Annotated in this window: 15 protein-coding genes; 8 read left to right on the plus strand and 7 right to left on the minus strand. The window is 66.2% G+C overall.

What is annotated here, in order from left to right; genetic code table 11:
• Window positions 1-81: 81 nt before the first annotated feature.
• From ACTJJM_RS12870 to ACTJJM_RS12880, 3 genes are all read right to left on the minus strand, one after another.
• Window positions 82-687, minus strand: coding sequence for a thioredoxin family protein (locus tag ACTJJM_RS12870; protein ID WP_440865702.1), 606 nt, complete (start codon window positions 685-687; stop codon window positions 82-84).
• Between the two features lie 19 nt (window positions 688-706).
• A complete protein-coding gene (locus ACTJJM_RS12875) occupies window positions 707-2,206 on the minus strand; it encodes a peptide MFS transporter (protein WP_440865704.1) in 1,500 nt (499 codons plus the stop codon).
• Window positions 2,207-2,387: 181 nt separating this feature from the next.
• Entirely contained in the window at window positions 2,388-3,263 is an 876-nt protein-coding gene (locus tag ACTJJM_RS12880) for a tryptophan 2,3-dioxygenase (RefSeq protein WP_019338596.1), read from the minus strand.
• 336 nt (window positions 3,264-3,599) lie between these two features.
• Between ACTJJM_RS12880 and pdhA the strand changes: the two genes are divergently transcribed.
• From pdhA to ACTJJM_RS12905, 5 genes are all read left to right on the plus strand, one after another.
• Window positions 3,600-4,682 (plus strand): pyruvate dehydrogenase (acetyl-transferring) E1 component subunit alpha, encoded by a 1,083-nt coding sequence (gene pdhA / locus ACTJJM_RS12885; RefSeq protein ID WP_019338597.1) that lies wholly within the window; start codon window positions 3,600-3,602, stop codon window positions 4,680-4,682.
• Window positions 4,675-5,742 carry an alpha-ketoacid dehydrogenase subunit beta gene (locus tag ACTJJM_RS12890; protein ID WP_019338598.1) on the plus strand — a complete coding sequence of 356 codons (1,068 nt, stop codon included), beginning with the start codon at window positions 4,675-4,677 and terminating at the stop codon, window positions 5,740-5,742. Before pdhA ends, ACTJJM_RS12890 begins: the two co-directional genes overlap by 8 nt.
• Window position 5,743: 1 nt before the next feature.
• Window positions 5,744-6,097, plus strand: a complete 354-nt coding sequence (locus ACTJJM_RS12895; protein WP_005411349.1) for an SH3 domain-containing protein — start codon at window positions 5,744-5,746, stop codon at window positions 6,095-6,097.
• Window positions 6,094-7,473: a dihydrolipoamide acetyltransferase family protein gene (locus ACTJJM_RS12900; RefSeq protein WP_010482688.1), complete on the plus strand. Its 1,380-nt coding sequence runs from the start codon at window positions 6,094-6,096 to the stop codon at window positions 7,471-7,473. The genes ACTJJM_RS12895 and ACTJJM_RS12900 overlap by 4 nt, the downstream gene beginning before the upstream one ends.
• A gap of 220 nt (window positions 7,474-7,693) precedes the next feature.
• Window positions 7,694-8,671, plus strand: a complete 978-nt coding sequence (locus ACTJJM_RS12905) for a hypothetical protein (protein ID WP_241874076.1) — start codon at window positions 7,694-7,696, stop codon at window positions 8,669-8,671.
• 36 nt (window positions 8,672-8,707) lie between these two features.
• Here ACTJJM_RS12905 and ACTJJM_RS12910 read toward each other — a convergent pair whose 3' ends face one another.
• From ACTJJM_RS12910 to ACTJJM_RS12920, 3 genes are all read right to left on the minus strand, one after another.
• On the minus strand, window positions 8,708-9,094 hold the full coding sequence (locus tag ACTJJM_RS12910) for a VOC family protein (protein WP_049435714.1): 387 nt from the start codon (window positions 9,092-9,094) through the stop codon (window positions 8,708-8,710).
• 263 nt (window positions 9,095-9,357) lie between these two features.
• Window positions 9,358-10,065, minus strand: coding sequence for a helix-turn-helix transcriptional regulator (locus ACTJJM_RS12915; protein WP_241874077.1), 708 nt, complete (start codon window positions 10,063-10,065; stop codon window positions 9,358-9,360).
• Window positions 10,065-10,700 carry an NAD-dependent dehydratase gene (locus ACTJJM_RS12920; protein ID WP_241883468.1) on the minus strand — a complete coding sequence of 212 codons (636 nt, stop codon included), beginning with the start codon at window positions 10,698-10,700 and terminating at the stop codon, window positions 10,065-10,067. Before ACTJJM_RS12920 ends, ACTJJM_RS12915 begins: the two co-directional genes overlap by 1 nt.
• 105 nt (window positions 10,701-10,805) lie before the next feature.
• On the opposite strand from ACTJJM_RS12920, the gene ACTJJM_RS12925 reads away from it, so the two are divergent.
• Window positions 10,806-12,344 (plus strand): GGDEF domain-containing protein, encoded by a 1,539-nt coding sequence (locus ACTJJM_RS12925; protein ID WP_010482693.1) that lies wholly within the window; start codon window positions 10,806-10,808, stop codon window positions 12,342-12,344.
• A gap of 95 nt (window positions 12,345-12,439) precedes the next feature.
• Here ACTJJM_RS12925 and ACTJJM_RS12930 read toward each other — a convergent pair whose 3' ends face one another.
• On the minus strand, window positions 12,440-13,366 hold the full coding sequence (locus tag ACTJJM_RS12930) for a DUF808 domain-containing protein (protein WP_010482694.1): 927 nt from the start codon (window positions 13,364-13,366) through the stop codon (window positions 12,440-12,442).
• A 209-nt stretch (window positions 13,367-13,575) separates the two neighbouring features.
• On the opposite strand from ACTJJM_RS12930, the gene ACTJJM_RS12935 reads away from it, so the two are divergent.
• Together ACTJJM_RS12935 and ACTJJM_RS12940 are read left to right on the plus strand one after the other, a co-directional pair.
• Entirely contained in the window at window positions 13,576-15,219 is a 1,644-nt protein-coding gene (locus ACTJJM_RS12935; protein ID WP_224329419.1) for an ABC1 kinase family protein, read from the plus strand.
• 240 nt (window positions 15,220-15,459) lie between these two features.
• Window positions 15,460-17,565 (plus strand): phosphoglycerol transferase I, encoded by a 2,106-nt coding sequence (locus ACTJJM_RS12940; protein WP_049480608.1) that lies wholly within the window; start codon window positions 15,460-15,462, stop codon window positions 17,563-17,565.
• Window positions 17,566-17,741 lie beyond the last annotated feature (176 nt).

Raw genomic sequence — 17,741 nt, forward strand, 5'->3', positions numbered from 1 at the left:
CCATGCGTGGATGCGACCCGACATCAGTGCCGACCAACGGTCGGCACCTGCCGAGCATGCCGGCCAGCGACCGGCACTACCCTATTCCGGTTTGTCGGGTGCCCACTGCTTGAGGAACGCGGTCATGCGCGCGGGCTGGAAGGCTTCGCCCTTGCGCAGCTCGCCGGTGGCCTGCGACACCAGCAGTCCGCCATCGGCATCGAGCACCAGCAGGTACGGGTAGTCGCGCTCCATCATCGGGAACTGGGCGAAGAAAGCGGTATTGGGTTGTTCGTCGCTGGCGTTGACCTTTACCCACACGTAGTGGGCATCGCGGAAGCGACGCAGGTCGCCGTTGCCTTCCACCACATCGTCCAGCGCCCGGCAGCGCTCACAGGCGGCGTTGCCGATCTCCAGCAGGATGCGCTTCTTGCCCCGCTGGGCTTCCACCTTGGCGGTGGCCAGGTCATCGGCGGGGTTGCGGGCCGGGTCGAACTGCGCGCCGAGCCCGGCGATGGCGGCAATATCCGCCGCCACCGGGGTGTTGCCCGAGGCCACCGGTTCGCTGGGGTCAGCGACCGGTGGCTCGGTGGGTCGGGTATCCAGCGGCTGCGTAGGCTCGGCGGCGGCAGGCGGTTGCGGTTGGGAACAGGCGCCGATCAGCGCCGCACAGACCACCACCACTGCTCCACCGAGCTTCATGCGCATGCCTTCTACCCTCTCATCGTTACTTGACGCCGTGCATCAGCTTGTTGATCAGCGGGGCGATCAGGAACAGCACCACGCCGGAGCCGATCAGGGCCCAGAACCCGAAGGTATACCCCTTCAGGGCCGACTCGACCGTCATGCCGCCTTCACCACTGATCACGCCGGCGAAGATGCCCGACAGGTTGTTGCCGATGCCGGTGGACAGGAACCAGCCACCCATGCCGAAGCCGACCAGGCGCACCGGGGCCAGCTTGGTCACCATCGACAGGCCGATTGGTGACAGGCACAGCTCACCCACGGACTGGATGACGTAGACCATGAACAGGGTCCAGAACGGGATCTTGCCGTCCACGACCATCTGCGACAGCGCGTACATCAGCAGGGCGAAGGCGGCGCCATTGAACAGCAGGCCCAGGCCGAACTTGCGCGGGATGGACGGATTGGCGCGGCCCATGGCCACCCAGATCCAGGCGATGATCGGGGCCAGGGTGATGATGGCCACCGAGTTGACCGACTGGAACCACGCGGTCGGGAACGTCCATTCACCGAACTGGCGGTTGACGATGTTCTCGGCCAGGAAGGTAAACGAGCTGCCGGCCTGTTCGAAGAACATCCAGAACATCACGTTGAAGGCGAAGATGATCAGCATGGCGATCACGCGGTCGCGCTGCACCTTGCCCTCGCGGATGCCCTCGACCAGCAGCAGGATGGCCAGCGCGGTGAACATCGCACCCAGGATCCAGGCCAGCGCGGTGGCGCCGGTGGCCAGCAGGAAGTACGCGACCGGGATGGCGACCACGGCACCGGCCAGCACCATGATGATGCGGCCGAAGCCTTCAGCGCCGGCCGGCGGTGCACCGATGCCCTTCAGGCCGGCGCGACCGATGTAGAACCACACCAGCGAGATCAGCATGCCCACGCCCGAAGCGATGAACACGACCTTGTAGGACGGCATGGCATCGGTACCGAAGACCTTGCGGGCCAGGTACTCGGTCAGCACCGGGGCGATCATCGCGCCAATGTTGATGCCCATGTAGAAGATGGTGAAGCCCGAATCGCGGCGCTCGTCCTTCAGGCCGTACAGCTTGCCGACCATGGTCGAGATGTTCGGCTTGAACAGGCCATTGCCGACGATGATCGTGGCCAGGCCGAGCTTGAAGATGTGCTCCTGCGGCAGCGAGATCATGAACAGGCCGGCGGCCATGATGATCGCGCCGGTCAGGATCGATCGCTGATAGCCCAGTACCCGGTCAGCCACGTAGCCACCGAAGATGGCTGCGGCATACACCAGGGCCAGGTAGGCGCCGTAGATGCGGCTGGCGTCGCCTTCACCGGCAGCGCTGCCGTTGTAGAACTGGGCAACGATGTACAGCACCAAGGCCCAGCGGATGCCATAGAACGCAAAGCGCTCCCAGAACTCGGTCATGAACAGCATCCACAACGGGCGCGGGTGGCCCAGCGTGGTCTTGAAGTCCGGCAGCGCCGGCTCTGGGGTGTTCGCAGTGGCGTTTACGCTCATGCGGGTTTCCTGGTTCGGTGGATGACGAGCACGTCCGCTGTGCAGTTGGAGCAACGCGCGAGGATCACCGACTTCTGGCGTTCACGTCAAATACACGCCGTTTGAGGCAGGTGCCAGCCTGCTCGCTGAACTTGCATCTGAAACGATCCAGCCAGTGGCCGGGATCCAAGCTGAATACGGATCAGCCCTGCGCTGACGGGGGCCCGGCCTGCAGGCTGGTGCGCACCTGGAACAGCTCGGGGAAGAAGGTCAGTTCCAGCGCCTTGGCCAGGAAGCCCACCCCGGACGAGCCGCCGGTGCCGCGCTTGAAGCCGATCACCCGCATCACGGTGCGCATGTGTCGGAATCGCCATAGCTGGAAGGCGGTCTCCAGGTCCACCAGGTCCTCGCACAGCGCGTACTCGCGCCAGTAGCGGTCGGTGTCCTGGTAGATGCGTTCGAAGACCGGCTGCAGTGCGTCGTCGGCCACATGCGGCTGGGTCCAGTCGTGGTTTTCATACACGGCCGGTACGGCGTGGCCGAAGCGGGCCAGGTACTTCAGGAACTCCTCGTACAGGCTGGGCGCCTCCAGCACGGTGCGCAGCTGCGCCTGTCCGGCCGCATCGTGCTCGAACACCTGCAGCATCTGCGCGTTCTTGTTGCCCAGCAGGAACTCGATGTAGCGGTACTGCAGCGACTGGAAACCCGAGGACGGGCCCAGCACGTCGCGGAAGCCCATGTATTCGGACGGGGTCAGCGTTTCCAGCACCGACCACTGCTCGGTCAGCTGGCGCAGCACCTGCTTGCTGCGCGCCAGTACCTTGCGGCACTGCCAGACTTCATCGCGCTGCAGGAAGCCGATTGCGGCGCGCAGCTCATGGCCCAGCAGCTTCAGCCACAGCTCCGAGGTCTGGTGCTGGATGATGAAGAGCATCTCGTCATGGTGCGGCGGGTTGGACAGCGGCTGCTGCGCGCTGAGCAGCTGGTCCAGCCGCAGGTAGCCGCCGTAGGTCAGGCGCCCCTGCAGGTCGGTGTGGATGCCGGCTTCGAGATCGCGTTGGTTGTTGTCGACGGACATGGGTGCGGCCAGATCGGGGGCGGCAAGGGTAGCGCGTTGCCAGCCGCGCGGGCAGCCGCGCCGTCCATACCGGGGCGTGCGGTGCCCCGTGGAGCATTGGCCGATGCGGGGCCTGCGCGTGGAACCGATCGGGTCGTTGCGCCAGCAGTCAGCCAGAGGCGTATTCTGATGCTTTGCAGCAACGACTGAATACGTTGTTGTTATTGGCCCCCCACCCGCCGGCAGGGGTAAAACAGGGCGTTGCCGTGTTGCGGCGCAGGAAGGCTATTCCGTACGCGTTCCTTAACATGGCGATTCATATCATTTGTAACTTCTCTGTCGAAGGTGCAGTACGCAATGACGGTTGCCGCTGAATTCAAGATCGAATACCTGCAGTACCTGGACGCGGACGGCAAGCTCGTCCGCGATGACCTGCCCGCGTCGCTGCGCGACCCCAAGGTCCTGGTACCGCTGTTCAAGCAGATGCTGTTCGTACGTACGTTCGACAGCAAATCCATCGCGCTGCAGCGCACCGGCAAGCTGGGCACCTATGCCGCCTGCCTGGGCCACGAAGCGGCGCACGTGGGCATCGGCGCAGCGATGCAGAAGGACGACGTATTCGCGCCTTCGTACCGCGAGTATGGCGCGATGTTCATGCGTGGCGTGCGCCCGCACGACGTGCTGATGTACTGGGGCGGCGACGAACGCGGCAACGATTACGGCGGCAACGCGGCCAAGGACTTCCCGTTCTGCGTGCCGATCTCCACCCAGTGCCTGCATGCCGCAGGCGCCGCGCTGAAGTTCAAGCTCAACAAGGAACCGCAGATCGCGGTGGCCGTGTGCGGCGACGGCGGCAGCTCCAAGACCGACTTCTACGCGGCACTGAATTCGGCCGGCGCCTACAAGCTGCCGCTGATCCTGTGCATCGTCAACAACGGCTGGGCCATCTCGGTCCCGCGCTCGGCCCAGACCGGTGCCGAAACGCTGGCGCAGAAGGGCCTGGCCGGCGGCCTGCACTGCCTGCAGGTGGACGGCAACGACCTGATCGCCGTGCTGGCGGCGATGGAGCAGGCACGCGAGCGTGCGCTGGCCGGCGACGGTGGCACCGTGCTGGAACTGATGACCTACCGCCTGTCCGACCACACCACCGCCGATGACGCGCGCCGCTACCGCGACGACGCCGAGGTGAAGGATGCCTGGCAGCGCGAGCCGATGCTGCGCCTGCGCAAGTACCTGATCAACGCCGGTGTGTGGAGCGAAGAAGAGGAAACCGCCTGGGTTGCCGAGTGCGGCACGCGCGTGGACGAGGAAGTGAACCTGTACCTCAACACGCCGGTGCAGCCGGTCGAGGCGATGTTCGACTTCCTGTATGCCGATCCGCCGCCGGACCTGCTGGCCCAGCGTGCCCAGGCGATCGCCCTGGAGAAGCGCCATGGATGAGATCAAGAACGGCGCGCCCGGCGCGCACACCAACGCCGCCGACAGCGCTGCTGTCGCGCGCGGAGAAGAGAGCATGACCACCACGCCGATCACCCTCATCGAAGCCATCACCCAGGCGCTGGCCTGGGAGCTGGAGCACGACCCGTCGGTGCTGGTGCTGGGCGAGGACGTGGGCGTCAACGGCGGCGTGTTCCGCGCCACCGCCGGCCTGCAGCAGCGCTTCGGTTCCGAACGCATCCTCGACACCCCGCTGGATGAAACCACCATCGCCGGCCTGACCATTGGCCTGGCCGCGCAGGGTATGAAGCCGGTGGCAGAAGCCCAGTTCGATGGCTTCATGTACCCGATGGTCGACCATATCGTCTGCCACGCCGCACGCCTGCGCTACCGTACCCGTGGCCGCCTGCACTGCCCGATGGTGCTGCGCGTGCCGTGGGGCGGTGGCATCCGCGCGCCGGAACACCACAGCGAAGCCAACGAGGCGATCTTCACCAACGTGCCGGGCCTGCGCGTGGTGCTGCCGTCGTCGCCGCAGCGTGCGTACGGCCTGCTGCTGGCCGCGATCCGCGAACCGGATCCGGTGATCTACATGGAGCCCAAGCGCATCTACCGCCAGTACAAGGAAGTGGTCGTCAACGACGGCGAAGCCTTGCCGCTGGACGTCTGCTTCGTGCTGCGCGATGGCACCGACGTGACCCTGGTGACCTGGGGCGCGCAGGTGAAGGAAGCACTGGAAGCGGCTGACAAGCTGGCCGGCGAAGGCATCAGTGCCGAAGTCATCGACGTGGCCACACTGCGCCCGCTGGACTTCGCCACCATCGCCGAATCGGTGGCCAAGACCGGCCGCTGCGTGATCGTGCAGGAGGCCCCGAAGACCGCGGGCTTCGGCGCCGAGATCGCCGCGCGCCTGGCCGAGGAATCGATCTACGACCTGCTGGCGCCGGTCGAACGCGTCACTGGCTACGACACCCACATTCCGCTGTTCCGCCTGGAAATGAAGTACCTGCCGAGCGTTGAGCGGATCGTGGCTGCAGCCAAGCGCGCGGTGGCGGCCGGCTGACGTGCGGGCCCGCCTTCTGGGGGCTTACCGCAGCCAGTATCCCAACCCGCTCCGGTTCCACACCGGCCAGATCGTCGAAGTAGGTGTCCGTGACGAGGAATGGCCGGCGTTTGCCTGGGTACGCACCAACGATGGGCGCGCTGGATGGGCGCCCATCGCCTGGTTGCAGCTGCTGGACGAGGGTCGCGCCGAAGCCCTGTGCGACTACGACGCCCGCGAGCTGGATGTGGAAAGTGGCGAGATGGTGAAGCTTCATCACGAACACGGTGGGTGGTGGTGGTCCGAGCGCGCCAATGGCGCGACGGGCTGGCTGCCGGCCCGCGAACTGGAACTGCTGGAAGAGAACTGCAAATGAGCCAGACCAAGAACTTCAACCTGCCCGACCTGGGCGAAGGCCTGCCGGACGCGACCATCGTCGAGTGGTTCGTCAAGGAAGGCGATGTGATCAAGCTGGACGAGCCGCTGGTGTCGATGGAGACCGCCAAGGCCGTGGTGGAAGTGCCCTCGCCGTTCTCCGGCAAGGTGCTGAAACTGTCCGGCGGCGCCGGCGACATCATCCCGACCGGCTCGGTACTGGCCAGCTTCGAACTGGACCCGAACCTGCCGCAGCGTGCCGATGGCCAGGACACCGGCCACAGCCATGGCCACGCAGCGCCTGCAGCCGCCCCGACCCCGCCGCCGCTGCCGGCTGCACCGGTCGTTGCGGAAGAAGCCAAGCCCGCCGCTGCCGAGCGTGATGACGCCGGTACCGTGGTCGGCGCGATGCAGAGCTCCAACACCGTGCATGCCGAACAGGCGCTGGCCGTCGGTGGCGTCAAGGCCGTGCCGGCCGTGCGTGCGATGGCGCGCAAGCTGGGCGTGGACCTGAGCCGCGTGGCCGCTACCGGCACCGATGGCGCGGTGACCATGGCCGACGTCAAGCAGGCCGCCGCCAACGGCACCGCCAAACTCGGCGCCGCCCCGGCACCGGTTGCCGCCGCGTATGCCGCGCCGGCCCCGGCGCAGATACCTGCCCCGGTGCAGAGCGAAGCCCGCACTCCGCTGTCCGCCGCCGGCAAGCCGATGCGCACCCAGCCGCCGGGCGTGGTCGCCAAGGGCCAGCCGGAACCGCTGAAGGGCGTGCGCCGCAACATGGCCCGCGTCATGGCCGACGCGCACAGCAAGGTCGTGCCGACCACGCTGAACGACGACGCCGACATCCACGCCTGGCTGCCGGGTAACGACGTCACCGCCCGCCTGGTGCGTTCGATCGTGGTCGCCGCGCAGAAGGTGCCGGCGATGAACGCCTGGTTCGACGGTGAAGCGCTGACCCGCACCCTGCACGCGCAGGTGGACATCGGCATCGCGGTGGACACCGACGACGGCCTGTTCGTGCCGGCCCTGCGCAATGCCGACATGCTCGACGCGCGTGGCATCCGCGAGGGCGTCAACCGCCTGCGCGAGCAGGTGGAATCGCGTTCGATCGCCGCCTCGGAACTGAGCGGCTACACCATCTCGCTGTCCAACTTCGGCATGTTCGCCGGCCGCTACGCGACCCCGGTCGTGGTACCGCCGTGCGTGGCCATCGTCGGTGCCGGCCGTGCCCGCCACCAGATGACCCCGGTGATGGGCGGCGTGGAAGCGCACAAGGTGATCCCGCTGTCGGTCACCTTCGACCACCGCGCGGCTACCGGTGGTGAGGCCGCCCGCTTCCTGCGCGCGATGATGGACGACCTGGCACTGGCCAGCTGATCCAGCTGATCGGTGGGTGCCAACCTTGGTTGGCACATGAATTGGAGAAACGCCGGGCACTGCCCGGCGTTTTTTGTGCCCGCTCTACCGTAGAGCCGAGCCATGCTCGGCTCCGTCTTCCTGGCCACCGAAGGAAGAGCGAAAACGCGTTTGAGAATAGTTGCATGGACTCCCTCGCCAAGCGCTCTAGCATCAAGCCTCTCGCCCCACCCGTTCCGTCATGCCCCCAACCACGATCATTGATGCTTTCCTTGCCAAGGGTGCCCAGCTGTTCCACGAGCGGCCCTTCGGGTCATTGCCATCACCGGAAGAAGCACTGGACGAGCTTCCGATTCCAACACTGGTCTATCTGCGATGGTTGGCTTCAACGGGCGCCTTCATCGATCAGCCGGTGGGATCGACCATCGCTCGGTCAGATTCCCCAATGGAACTCGTCGCAAACCTGCAGGCGGCATTTCATGGTGAGATTCCCGGCAATGCTCTCAGCGAGGATGCACTGGACTTCACTGTCGAGTACTTCAGTCCACGCGCCACCTTCCTCTCAGACTTCTTCTCGTTGTTCCCTCAAGATGCCACGCCTTCGCCGGACGCCATGTGGGACAAACAGGAGCAGGTGTACGCAATTATCGACTCCCGTCTGCAGTCATGGCGCAACGGCGAGCCCATCGTCCGGGCGGTGATCCCCAGTGCCGATCAACAAGGACACGCCGAACCGGCTACACCGCTGGACGCTGACGTATGGATCACGATGCTCGCAACACTATCGAATGCTGTGGTCACCCACGAAGGTGACCGTGCATACGCCAACCACTTCTACAGACCACTGACGAAACCACCGTCGGTAGAAGTCGTCCTTGCGGTCATGAGGGAATTCCTTCGGAACCCGCCACATGACGCGTCGATCATGTGTGCAGCCGAGAACTTCCTGTCGGATATTCCGCTCTCGCTCTACATCAAAGCCTATTCCATCCTCGCGCCTGAACTGCTGGACCGTTCTTCAGATGCCGCGCTCAATCTGTTTGATTATCCAGGTTGTGAACTGACGCCCCGTCAGATACGGCAGTTCATCAAGGAACTCAGGCGGTGCAATCCCGGCCGCGATGTGGTCGGAGAGCTGGCCCAGCTGGCCATTGAGTGGGATTCGCAGGACGACGAGACATTTTCAATCGTCATCGAAGCAGCGCAGAAGCAGGGGTAGGTCCAGGAGCCGGCATGTACCGGCTCCCTCCCTGATTCAATCGCGCGCGACCATGCCCTCGGCGCGGCTGTAGACACGCAGGCGGTGCCCGTCAGGATCCACTCCAACGAAGGTGTGGCCGAACTCCAGCGTCACCGGCGCCTGCAGAATCTGCACGCCTAGCGCGCGCCACGCATCGTGCGTCTGCTGCACCGTCTCGGGTTTGGCGACCAACATCGCCAGTTCCGCAGCGCCGGCCTGCGCGGACACCGCCGGCTGCACGTCATCGCGCTGCCACAGGCCCAGTGCGGCGCCATCGCCGAGCAGGAACAGCGCAAAGCCGGGCGACTGCTCGACCGGCGGTTTGCCGAGGATGCCGCTGTAGAAGGTGGCGCTGGCGGCGACGTCGCGCACGTACTGCAGCAGGGTGCTGGGCTTGAACATAGGGAAGCTCCGTTGTTGGGAGCGTCCATGGTGGTACGGACCTGCTGACAGATTCTGTCAGCAGCGTCGAGCTTGCTCGACTGCTGTTGCCATTGCCCTAGTAGAGGTCGAGCTTGCTCGACTGCTGTTCGCGAAGATCCAAGGCGGTCGAGCAAGCTCGACATCTACCAAGAGCAATCAGCAAAGAGCAAAGAGCAAAGGCCACCACTCCATCCCACCAGCAGCAGAAAGCGAAGCGCGGAAGCAGGCGGGAAAACCCGACGCTACGAACGATCCAGCCAATCCGGCGCAATGCCCTGCGCCTTCTGCCAGCGCCGCAGCAGGGTGGCGCGTGGCACGAGGTAGTGATCCTCCAGCACGCGCACCTGACGGATCCGGTCCAGCCTGAAATGCCGGAAGTCCTCGCGGCCTTCGCACCACGCCGCCAGCATCGGCACTTCGTCGAAATAGCCTAGCGCGAACGGCCAGACGATGCGCTCGCTGCGCTGGCCGTGCGCGTCCTCGTAGGCGAACTTCAGGCGCTGCTGCGAACCCACAGCTTCACGCACTGCCTGCAGACGAGCCGCGGGAACCTTGGCCGCAGCGCGCGAAGGGCCCACGCGCAGACCACTGTCACGCAGCGCTTCGCGGCGCGCCGCAGGCAACACATGCGCGATACGCGCCAGGGCGTCACGCGCAGCCTCGGCCAGCGCCGGCTCGGTGCGGGCGGCGACCCAGCGCAGGCCCAGCACCAGCGCATCGATCTCGGCCGGTGGCAGGGTCATGGGAGGCAAGGTATCGCTCGGTGCCAGCAGGTAGCCGACGCCGGCCTCGCCACGCAGGTCAGCGCCCTGCTCGCGCAGGGTCTCGATATCGCGGTACAGCGTGCGCAGACTGATGCCCAGCGCGTCGGCCAGCGTCTGCCCGGCCACCGGCCGTCGATGGCGGCGCAGCAGCTGCAGCAGCTGGGTCAGGCGCAGCGCACGCGACATCAGCCGACCAGCGCGCGCGATGCCACCACGTGCTCGCCCGGTTGCGGGGCCAGCGCAGCCTCGACCAGCGCCCTGGCAATTTCGCTGGCCGGGTTGATCCGCCATGCCCGTGGCAACACCGGCCCCAGTGCACCCAGCACCGTCAGTGCCAGGCGTTCGCCGCGGCGAACCTCGTTGCGCTCGCCACCGATCAGTCCTGGGCGGACCAGGGTCAACGAATTGAAGTCCAGCGCACGCAGATCACGCTCCAGCTCGCCCTTCACCCGGCTGTAGAAGATCGACGACTGTGGGTTGGCGCCGGCTGCGGAATTCAGCACATAGGTCTGCGCCCCCTGTGCTTTTGCCAGGCGTGCGAACGCCAGCGGGTAGTCATGATCGATGCGATGGAAGGCCTCGCGGCTGCCGGCCTGGGCCATGGTGCTGCCCAGCGCGCAGATGATCGCGTCCACGCGCGCCCATTCTGGCGAAGTGGGCAGCGCGTCGAAGGCCAGCACCGGGTTCTCGAGCTTCCCGTGAGTTACACCCAACGGACGGCGAGTGGGCGCCACCACGGCGCTGCAGCGCGGGTCGTCCAGCAGCCTGGGCAGGGTCAGCCCACCGACCAGGCCGGTCGCCCCCAGCAACATCACGCGCATCAGCACCTCCACTGCGGCATCCTGTCGCCCATCCTAGCCGTTCAAGCCGTCGGCGGCCGCGCCGATATGCTGGAACCAGTCCCTGCCAGCCCCAGGATTCGCTCCATGACGGACCAGCCCGACCACCGCCCTGCCCCCGGTACCGCCCTTGGGCCGCCGGCACGCGTGCGCGCGGTGGTGGACGATGGCCTGGGCGACCGCGTGGTACTGCAGGGCGGCGGTGGCGTGGCCCTGCAGCAGCTGTTCGCAGGCGCCGACGCGCCGGAACCGCTGCTGGCGGCGTTCGCCAACGGCATGGCCACCCTGCCCGGCGAACTGGGCGACATGGGCGACCGCCTGCAATCGGCGCAGGCCAGCGCCGATTGGCCGCGCTACGGCCGCGCGATGCGGCAGTTGATCGACAAGTACATCCGCACCATCGAGCAGCATTCCCCGGACGGGCAGCCGGAAAGCCTGCGCCTGTCCGAGCAGCTGCGGCTGCTGCTGGGCGGTGCGGTGGTGGCCCTGCTGCAGCACGACCCGGACCTGCGCGAGCAAGCGCAGGCCCTGGCCACGCGCCTCCGCCAGTGGCAACCGGGTACCGCACTGGAGCCGATCGAACAGGGCGTGCGCGAACTCGGCCACCAGGTCGGTGTGCGTGCCGAGAGCTGGCAGGAGCAGCAGGCGCTGCTGCTGGAGCTGTTCGCGTTGCTGCTGGAGAACGTGAGCGAGCTGCTAGATGACCGCAGCTGGCTGCAGGGCCAGATCGCGGCGGTGCGCCATCTGCTGGATGGTCCGCTGGAAGCCGAAGCAGTCGAGCGCACCCGCGCCGAACTGCGCGAAGTGATCTACAAGCAGGGACTGCTGCGCCAGGGCATCGACGATTCAAAAGCGGCGATGCGCGGATTGATGGGCGAGTTCATCGAGCGCATGGATGGCATGGCCACCAGCACCGGTGAGTACCATGACCGCATCGGCAGCTACGCGCTGCAGCTGCGTGAGGCGCGCAGCATCGCCGACCTCAACCAGCTGCTGCAGGAGGTGATGCGCGATACCGGCAAGGTACAGCAGCAGGCTGCGCAGGCCCGCGATCACCTGGCCAGCGCGCGGCAGGAAGTGGAACGCGCAGAGCAGCGCATTGCCGAGCTGGAGCAGGAGCTGCGTGCTGCTGGTGACCTGGCGCGTATCGATCCGCTGACCCAGGCACTGAACCGCCGCGGCCTGGACGAACTGCTGCAGCGTGAGCTGGCGCGTGCCATGCGCAACAACTCGCCGCTGGGCGTGGCGGTGATCGATCTGGATGATTTCCACCTGACCAACGAGGCGCACGGTCACGCTGGTGGCGATGCTTTGCTGCAGCACCTGGTGGCCGTGTGCAAGCTGCTGCTGCGCGCCACCGACGGCATCGCACGGTTGGGCGGCGACGAGTTCGTTCTGGTACTGCCGGAAACCCAGGGCGCCGACAGCATGGCCACCGTGCAGCGCCTGCAACGTTCACTGGCGCACCGCGTGCTGACCGTGCAGGACCGGCGCGTGCCGGTGCATTTCAGCGCCGGGCTGGCGCAATGGCAGCCCGGTGACGATACCGAGACCCTGCTGCGGCGCGCCGATGACGCGCTGTATGCGGCCAAGCGGCAAGGCAAGAACCGGGTGCAGGCGGGCTGATGATCCAGCGTGCAGACGCTGTAGCGCCCGAGCCTATGCTCGGGCGGCGGCGCGCAGCGCCGTAGAGCAGCCGAGCGTGGGCTCGGCTCTACAGATCATTTCCCGCGCAGCTTCTGGAACCCGGTCACCGCCGCCAGCACGATGGCGCCGGCGATGATGCCGACCACCATGTTGGCCGCAGCACTGATCAGCCAGCCCCACTGCCCTTCACCGCCCAGCGCCTGCACCGCGTGGTGCAGCGCCGGCACGTTGTGCACCAGGATGCCGCCGCCGACCAGGAACATGGCGATGGTGCCAGCCACCGACAGGAACTTCATCAGCCACGGCGCCGACGCCACCAGGCCGCGACCGAAAGCGGCAATGGCGCCGCCCTTGCGCGACAGGTACAGGCCGACGTCATCAAGCTTCACGATGCCCGCGACCAGCCCATAGACGAACACCGTCATCGCCAATGCAACCACGGCCAGCGTGACCACCTGGTTGGTGAACGACGCGGTGGCCACCACGCCCAGGGTCAGCACGATGATCTCGGCCGAGAGGATGAAGTCGGTGCGGATCGCGCCCTTCACCTTGTCCTTCTCCCACGCCACCATGTCCACCTGCGTATCGGCCAGCGCCTTGCGCCGTTCGGCCTGATGCTCGGCGTCGTCCTCGGCTGAGTGCAGGAAGCGGTGCGCCAGCTTCTCCACGCCTTCGAAACAGAGGAAGGCACCACCGATCATCATCAGCGGCACGATCAGCGGCACGTTCCAGCCGCGGCTGTGCAGCCAGGCCTCCAGGGCGCTGATCGCCAGTGCTGCCGGTACCAGGATCACCTTGTTGACCAGCGAGCCCTTGGCCACCGCCCACACCACCGGCAGCTCGCGGTTGGCGTTGACCCCGGTCACCTGCTGCGCGTTCAGCGCCAGGTCGTCGCCCAGCACACCGGCGGTTTTCTTCGCCGCGACCTTGGTCAGGACCGAGACATCGTCGAGGAGGGTGGCGATATCGTCGAGCAGGGCGAACAGGCTGGCACCGGCCATGGGAAGTCCAGAGAGGGAATGAGCGGATTCTGACCGATACCGGGGCGGCTGCGGAAGCGGTCGGATTCACCGCGTGCCTACCGCCCCCCGGCGACACTGCGGAATCCGGACATTGCTGGCCAGCGGCCGGCACGACCGTCTTTGCCGCATGGGAGTTCCGCTTGAGCAATCCGCCCACCGCCAATGGCAATCCCCCGCTGGTCAAAGGCATGAACCGGCGCAGCCAGATCCTGCGCCTGTTGATGCGCTACCGCCATTCAGGCGTGTTTTCCGGCATGAACCTGGATGCCGCGGGCAATCCGGCCGACGTACCGGCAGATGGCAACCCGGAACAGTTCGTCAGTGACCTGGAAGCCTTGGGGCCCACCTTCGTCAAGCTGGGCCAGATGCTCTCTACCCGCCCGGACATGGTGCCGGTGGAGTTCGCCACGGCGCTGGAGCGCATGCAGGAGAAGGTGGCCGAGATTCCGGTCGAGCGCATCCATGCCATCGTCGAGCAGGAACTGGGCGCCCCGGTGAACAAGCTGTTCGCTGCGTTCGATCCCGAGCCACTGGGCTGCGCGTCGATCGCGCAGGTGCACCGCGCGGTGCTGCACGATGGCCGCCAGGTAGCAGTGAAGGTGCAGAAGCCTGAAGTCGCCGCGCAGCTGCGCTCGGACCTGGAGGCGCTGCGCAGCTTCGCGCTGGCCGCCGACCACCTGACCCAGGTCGGCCGCCGCGTGCGCCTGCGCGACTGGCTCAACGAGTTCGCCAAGACCCTGATGCAGGAGCTGGACTACCACGCCGAGGCCGAGAACCTGGCCCGCTTCGGCCGGCACCTGAAGCCGTTCCGCCGCCTGTGGATACCGCAGCCGCTGTGGGACTACAGCAGCCAGCGCGTGCTGACCATGGAACTGGCCACCGGCGTGCGCGTGGATGCGATTCCCGATGTGCGCCGCACCGAGCAATCGATGGATCCGCTTGCCGCCGCGCTGATCCGCGGCTACCTGGACCAGATCTTCGTGCATGGCGAGATCCACGCCGATCCGCATCCGGGCAACCTGCGGGTGATGCCCGATGGCCGGCTGGCGATCTTCGACCTGGGCATGGTCGCGCACATGCCGCCGCGCCTGCGCGAGCGCTTGCTGAAGATCCTGTTCGCAGCGGTCGATGGCCGTGGCGAGGAAGTGGCCGACGACCTGATCAGCATCAGCACGCGGCTGGAGGCGTTCGACGAGGAACGTTATCTGCGCGAGACCGGCCAGTTGATCGCGCGTTACGCCGCCAGCGGCACGTTTTCCGAAGGCCGCGTGGTGCTGGACATGGTGCGCATCGCCACCGCCTGCGGGCTGCGCACGCCGCCGGAACTGAGCCTGCTGGGCAAGGCACTGCTCAACCTGGAAACCGTGTGCCGGCTGCTGGCACCAGAGCTGGAAACACGTCGCATCGTCGAGCGCCAGCTGCAGCACGTGATGCGCGCACGCCTGAAGAAATCGCTGTCTGCCGCCAACCTCGCCAGCGAGGCGATGGAGCTGCAGCAGCTGCTGCGCGATGGGCCGCGCAAGCTGTCGGACATCATGGCCCTGCTGGCCGAAAACCGCCTGCAGATGAAGGTGACCGGCCTGGAAGAATCACGGTTGATGGAGAACCTGCAGAAGATCGCCAACCGCGTCGCGGCCGGCATCATCAGCGCCGCGTTGATCATGGCCGCCGCGATGATGATGAAGATCGACACCGGCTGGCATCTGTTCGGCTACCCGCTGATTGCGCTGATTCTGTTGTTCATCGGCGTGGTGCTCGGCCTTGGCATCGTGACCAGTGCATTGCTGTTCGACCGTCGCGCACGGGCACGCGAAGAACGCGGGCATCGCTAGCGCATCAACGAAAACGCCCTATTCATGCGGATTTTAATGCAATCCAACGTAGCCTTTCACGCTCGTTTTACCTTCTGAGCGCGATTTCGCGCGCGTCATTCCAACAAACATTTCAGTCAGGTTCGTGCATGCACTATCGGGTCATCGGCCTGTCATGTGCATGTGCTTGCGACAGCGCCGGTCGGATGGACACGCGTCGGTACGACGTCCATCAACATTCCGTCACTGCCGAAGCTGCCTATGCTCTGGATACTGTTGTTGTCGTTGTTGCTGCTGTGCTGGCTGTTCCTCGCGTCCGACAAGTGGGTGTGGTGGAAGGCCAGCGCATTCTCGCTGCTGCTGCTCATGCTCAGCGCGTGGTGGCTGATCGACAAGCTGTCCGGTGATGGACTCAACGCTGCAACCCTGTACCACCTCGGCGCCGACATGGAAGGCGCCGGTGTCTCCGACTTCAAGGGCTACATCGCCGGCTTCATCGTGCTGGCGCTGGTCTCCCTGCTGCCGCTGTTCGCCACGCGGGTGAAGCGCTGGCGCCGGCCCGGCCACGGTGGCGCGTTGTTCGCCGGTTTCGCGGCCGTGTGGGTGGCCACGATCATGATCAGCCCACTGGCCCGCGACGGCCAGCGCCTCTACCAGCAGCTGCGCCCGGTCGACTTCGCGCGCATCGCCCCCGAGTACCAGGTGCCGACGCAGCCGCTGCAGCGCCCGCGCAACATCGTCTGGATCTACGGCGAAAGCCTGGAGCGCACCTACCTGGATGAGAACGTGTTCCCGGGCCTGATGCCCAATCTCAACCGGCTGGCCACAAAGTCGCTGGACGTGCGCGGGCTGGCCTCGGCCGAAGGCAGCGGCTGGACCATCGCCGGCCTGGTGTCGTCGATGTGCGGTGTGCCGTTGACCACCTCGCAGGGCGATGAGAACAGCATGGACCGCATGGGCAGCTTCCTGCCCAAGGCGGTATGCCTGGGCGACTACCTGAAGCAGCAGGGCTACACCAACCACTATCTTGGCGGTGCCAACGGCCAGTTCGCCGGCAAGGGCCAGTTCCTGGCCAGCCACGGTTTCGATGAAGTGCATGACCTGGCCTGGTTCAAGCAGCAGAAGAAGATCGGCCGCATCCACTACTCGGCCTGGGGCGTGCACGACGACGTGCTCCTGGACACCGCCTACCAGCGCTTCGAGCAGCTCTCGCGCGCCGGCTCGCCGTTCATGCTGACCACGCTGACCATGGACACCCATCACCCGGCCGGGCACCTGCCGGTGTCGTGCAAGGGCGAGCGCTACCAGAGCCAGTACGGCAACATCAACATGCTCAACGCGCTCAAGTGCAGTGACCGGCTGATCTCGCAGCTGGTGCAGCGCATCCAGGCCAGCCCCTACGGCAAGGACACGCTGATCGTGATCGCCTCCGATCACCTGGCGATGCCCAACGATCTGACCCACATTCTGACCCGGCAGAAACGCGAGAACCTGCTGCTGTTCCTGGGCGATGGCATTGCCCCGCAGCAGCTCAGCGCCGACGCCGGCACCACCCTGGATTCGGGTGCGACCCTGCTCAGCCTGCTGGACCCGAACCTGAAGACGATGGGCTTTGGCCGTTCGCTGATCGATACCCAGCGCGCGCCCAGCGCCAGCGTGGCCACCCAGCGCGATGGCGGCCGCGATTACCCGCAGTACCTGGCCTTCGCCCGTTCACTGTGGCTGGGTGAACCGACCCGCGAGCTGAAGATCGACGGCGACGACCAGGTGGTGGTCGGCCTGCAGCACGTGCAGCCACCGGTGCTGCTCGAGTACGACAAGGACTGGGGTTTGAAGTCCGTGTATCTGGAAAACACCTCGCGCCAGTTCGATGATGCCAACCCGGACAACACCCTGGCCTATGTCGACCGTTGCACCGCGTTCGAGGACGGCTCGGCCGACGGTGACTGGTGCGCCCTGCTCGTCAACCGCGACAACGGCATCAAGCTGTACCGCGACAACGACCTGCGTGGCGGCATTGCCGTGGATGCGCCGCTGGACGCCTTCCAGGGCCCACGCCCGAGCGTGCGCCAGGCACACATGATCACCCAGAAGGGCCGCCGTACCCGCGCCGGCCAGTACATGCTGCAGCTGGTGGCGAGTACGCGCCCGGATCGTGGTTTCTGGATCGAAGCGGTGTCGTCGCAGCGCAAGGTGGTGCTGGCCCAGCAGTGGGTGCAGCCCGATGCCAACGGCAAGATCAACGTGTCGTTCGGGCTGGATCACGAAGTGGATGATCTGGAGATCCGCGCGTGGTTGAACCATGCCGAGAAGCTGGCGGTGGATACGTTCGCACTGGTGCCGTCGCGCAGCCGACCGCGAGGGTAGGGTTCTTTGCAGGGCTGCGCCCTGCACCCGCTACAAGCCGGGGCAACAGCAACGGCAACAGCGTGCATTCCGTGGGATGGCGGGGCGGTGTCGGAGTGCGGGGACGCCGTAAATCCGTCCCTGGAGGCTTGGCAGCCGCATCCATGCGGCTGACACCCCGCACTCCGACACCGCCC

The sequence above is a fragment of the Stenotrophomonas sp. 22692 genome, from assembly GCF_052045015.1.
Taxonomy (GTDB): domain Bacteria; phylum Pseudomonadota; class Gammaproteobacteria; order Xanthomonadales; family Xanthomonadaceae; genus Stenotrophomonas; species Stenotrophomonas geniculata.

What these genes read in the sequence shown, in the direction of transcription:
- ACTJJM_RS12870 (WP_440865702.1), bottom strand. Translation starts at nt 687, where the DNA reads ATGCGCATGAAGCTCGGTGGAGCAGTGGTGGTGGTCTGTGCGGCGCTG.
- ACTJJM_RS12875 (WP_440865704.1), bottom strand. Translation starts at nt 2,206, where the DNA reads ATGAGCGTAAACGCCACTGCGAACACCCCAGAGCCGGCGCTGCCGGAC.
- ACTJJM_RS12880 (WP_019338596.1), bottom strand. Translation starts at nt 3,263, where the DNA reads ATGTCCGTCGACAACAACCAACGCGATCTCGAAGCCGGCATCCACACC.
- pdhA (WP_019338597.1), top strand. Translation starts at nt 3,600, where the DNA reads ATGACGGTTGCCGCTGAATTCAAGATCGAATACCTGCAGTACCTGGAC.
- ACTJJM_RS12890 (WP_019338598.1), top strand. Translation starts at nt 4,675, where the DNA reads ATGGATGAGATCAAGAACGGCGCGCCCGGCGCGCACACCAACGCCGCC.
- ACTJJM_RS12900 (WP_010482688.1), top strand. Translation starts at nt 6,094, where the DNA reads ATGAGCCAGACCAAGAACTTCAACCTGCCCGACCTGGGCGAAGGCCTG.
- ACTJJM_RS12905 (WP_241874076.1), top strand. Translation starts at nt 7,694, where the DNA reads ATGCCCCCAACCACGATCATTGATGCTTTCCTTGCCAAGGGTGCCCAG.
- ACTJJM_RS12910 (WP_049435714.1), bottom strand. Translation starts at nt 9,094, where the DNA reads ATGTTCAAGCCCAGCACCCTGCTGCAGTACGTGCGCGACGTCGCCGCC.
- ACTJJM_RS12915 (WP_241874077.1), bottom strand. Translation starts at nt 10,065, where the DNA reads ATGTCGCGTGCGCTGCGCCTGACCCAGCTGCTGCAGCTGCTGCGCCGC.
- ACTJJM_RS12920 (WP_241883468.1), bottom strand. Translation starts at nt 10,700, where the DNA reads ATGCGCGTGATGTTGCTGGGGGCGACCGGCCTGGTCGGTGGGCTGACC.
- ACTJJM_RS12925 (WP_010482693.1), top strand. Translation starts at nt 10,806, where the DNA reads ATGACGGACCAGCCCGACCACCGCCCTGCCCCCGGTACCGCCCTTGGG.
- ACTJJM_RS12930 (WP_010482694.1), bottom strand. Translation starts at nt 13,366, where the DNA reads ATGGCCGGTGCCAGCCTGTTCGCCCTGCTCGACGATATCGCCACCCTC.
- ACTJJM_RS12935 (WP_224329419.1), top strand. Translation starts at nt 13,576, where the DNA reads ATGAACCGGCGCAGCCAGATCCTGCGCCTGTTGATGCGCTACCGCCAT.
- ACTJJM_RS12940 (WP_049480608.1), top strand. Translation starts at nt 15,460, where the DNA reads ATGCTCTGGATACTGTTGTTGTCGTTGTTGCTGCTGTGCTGGCTGTTC.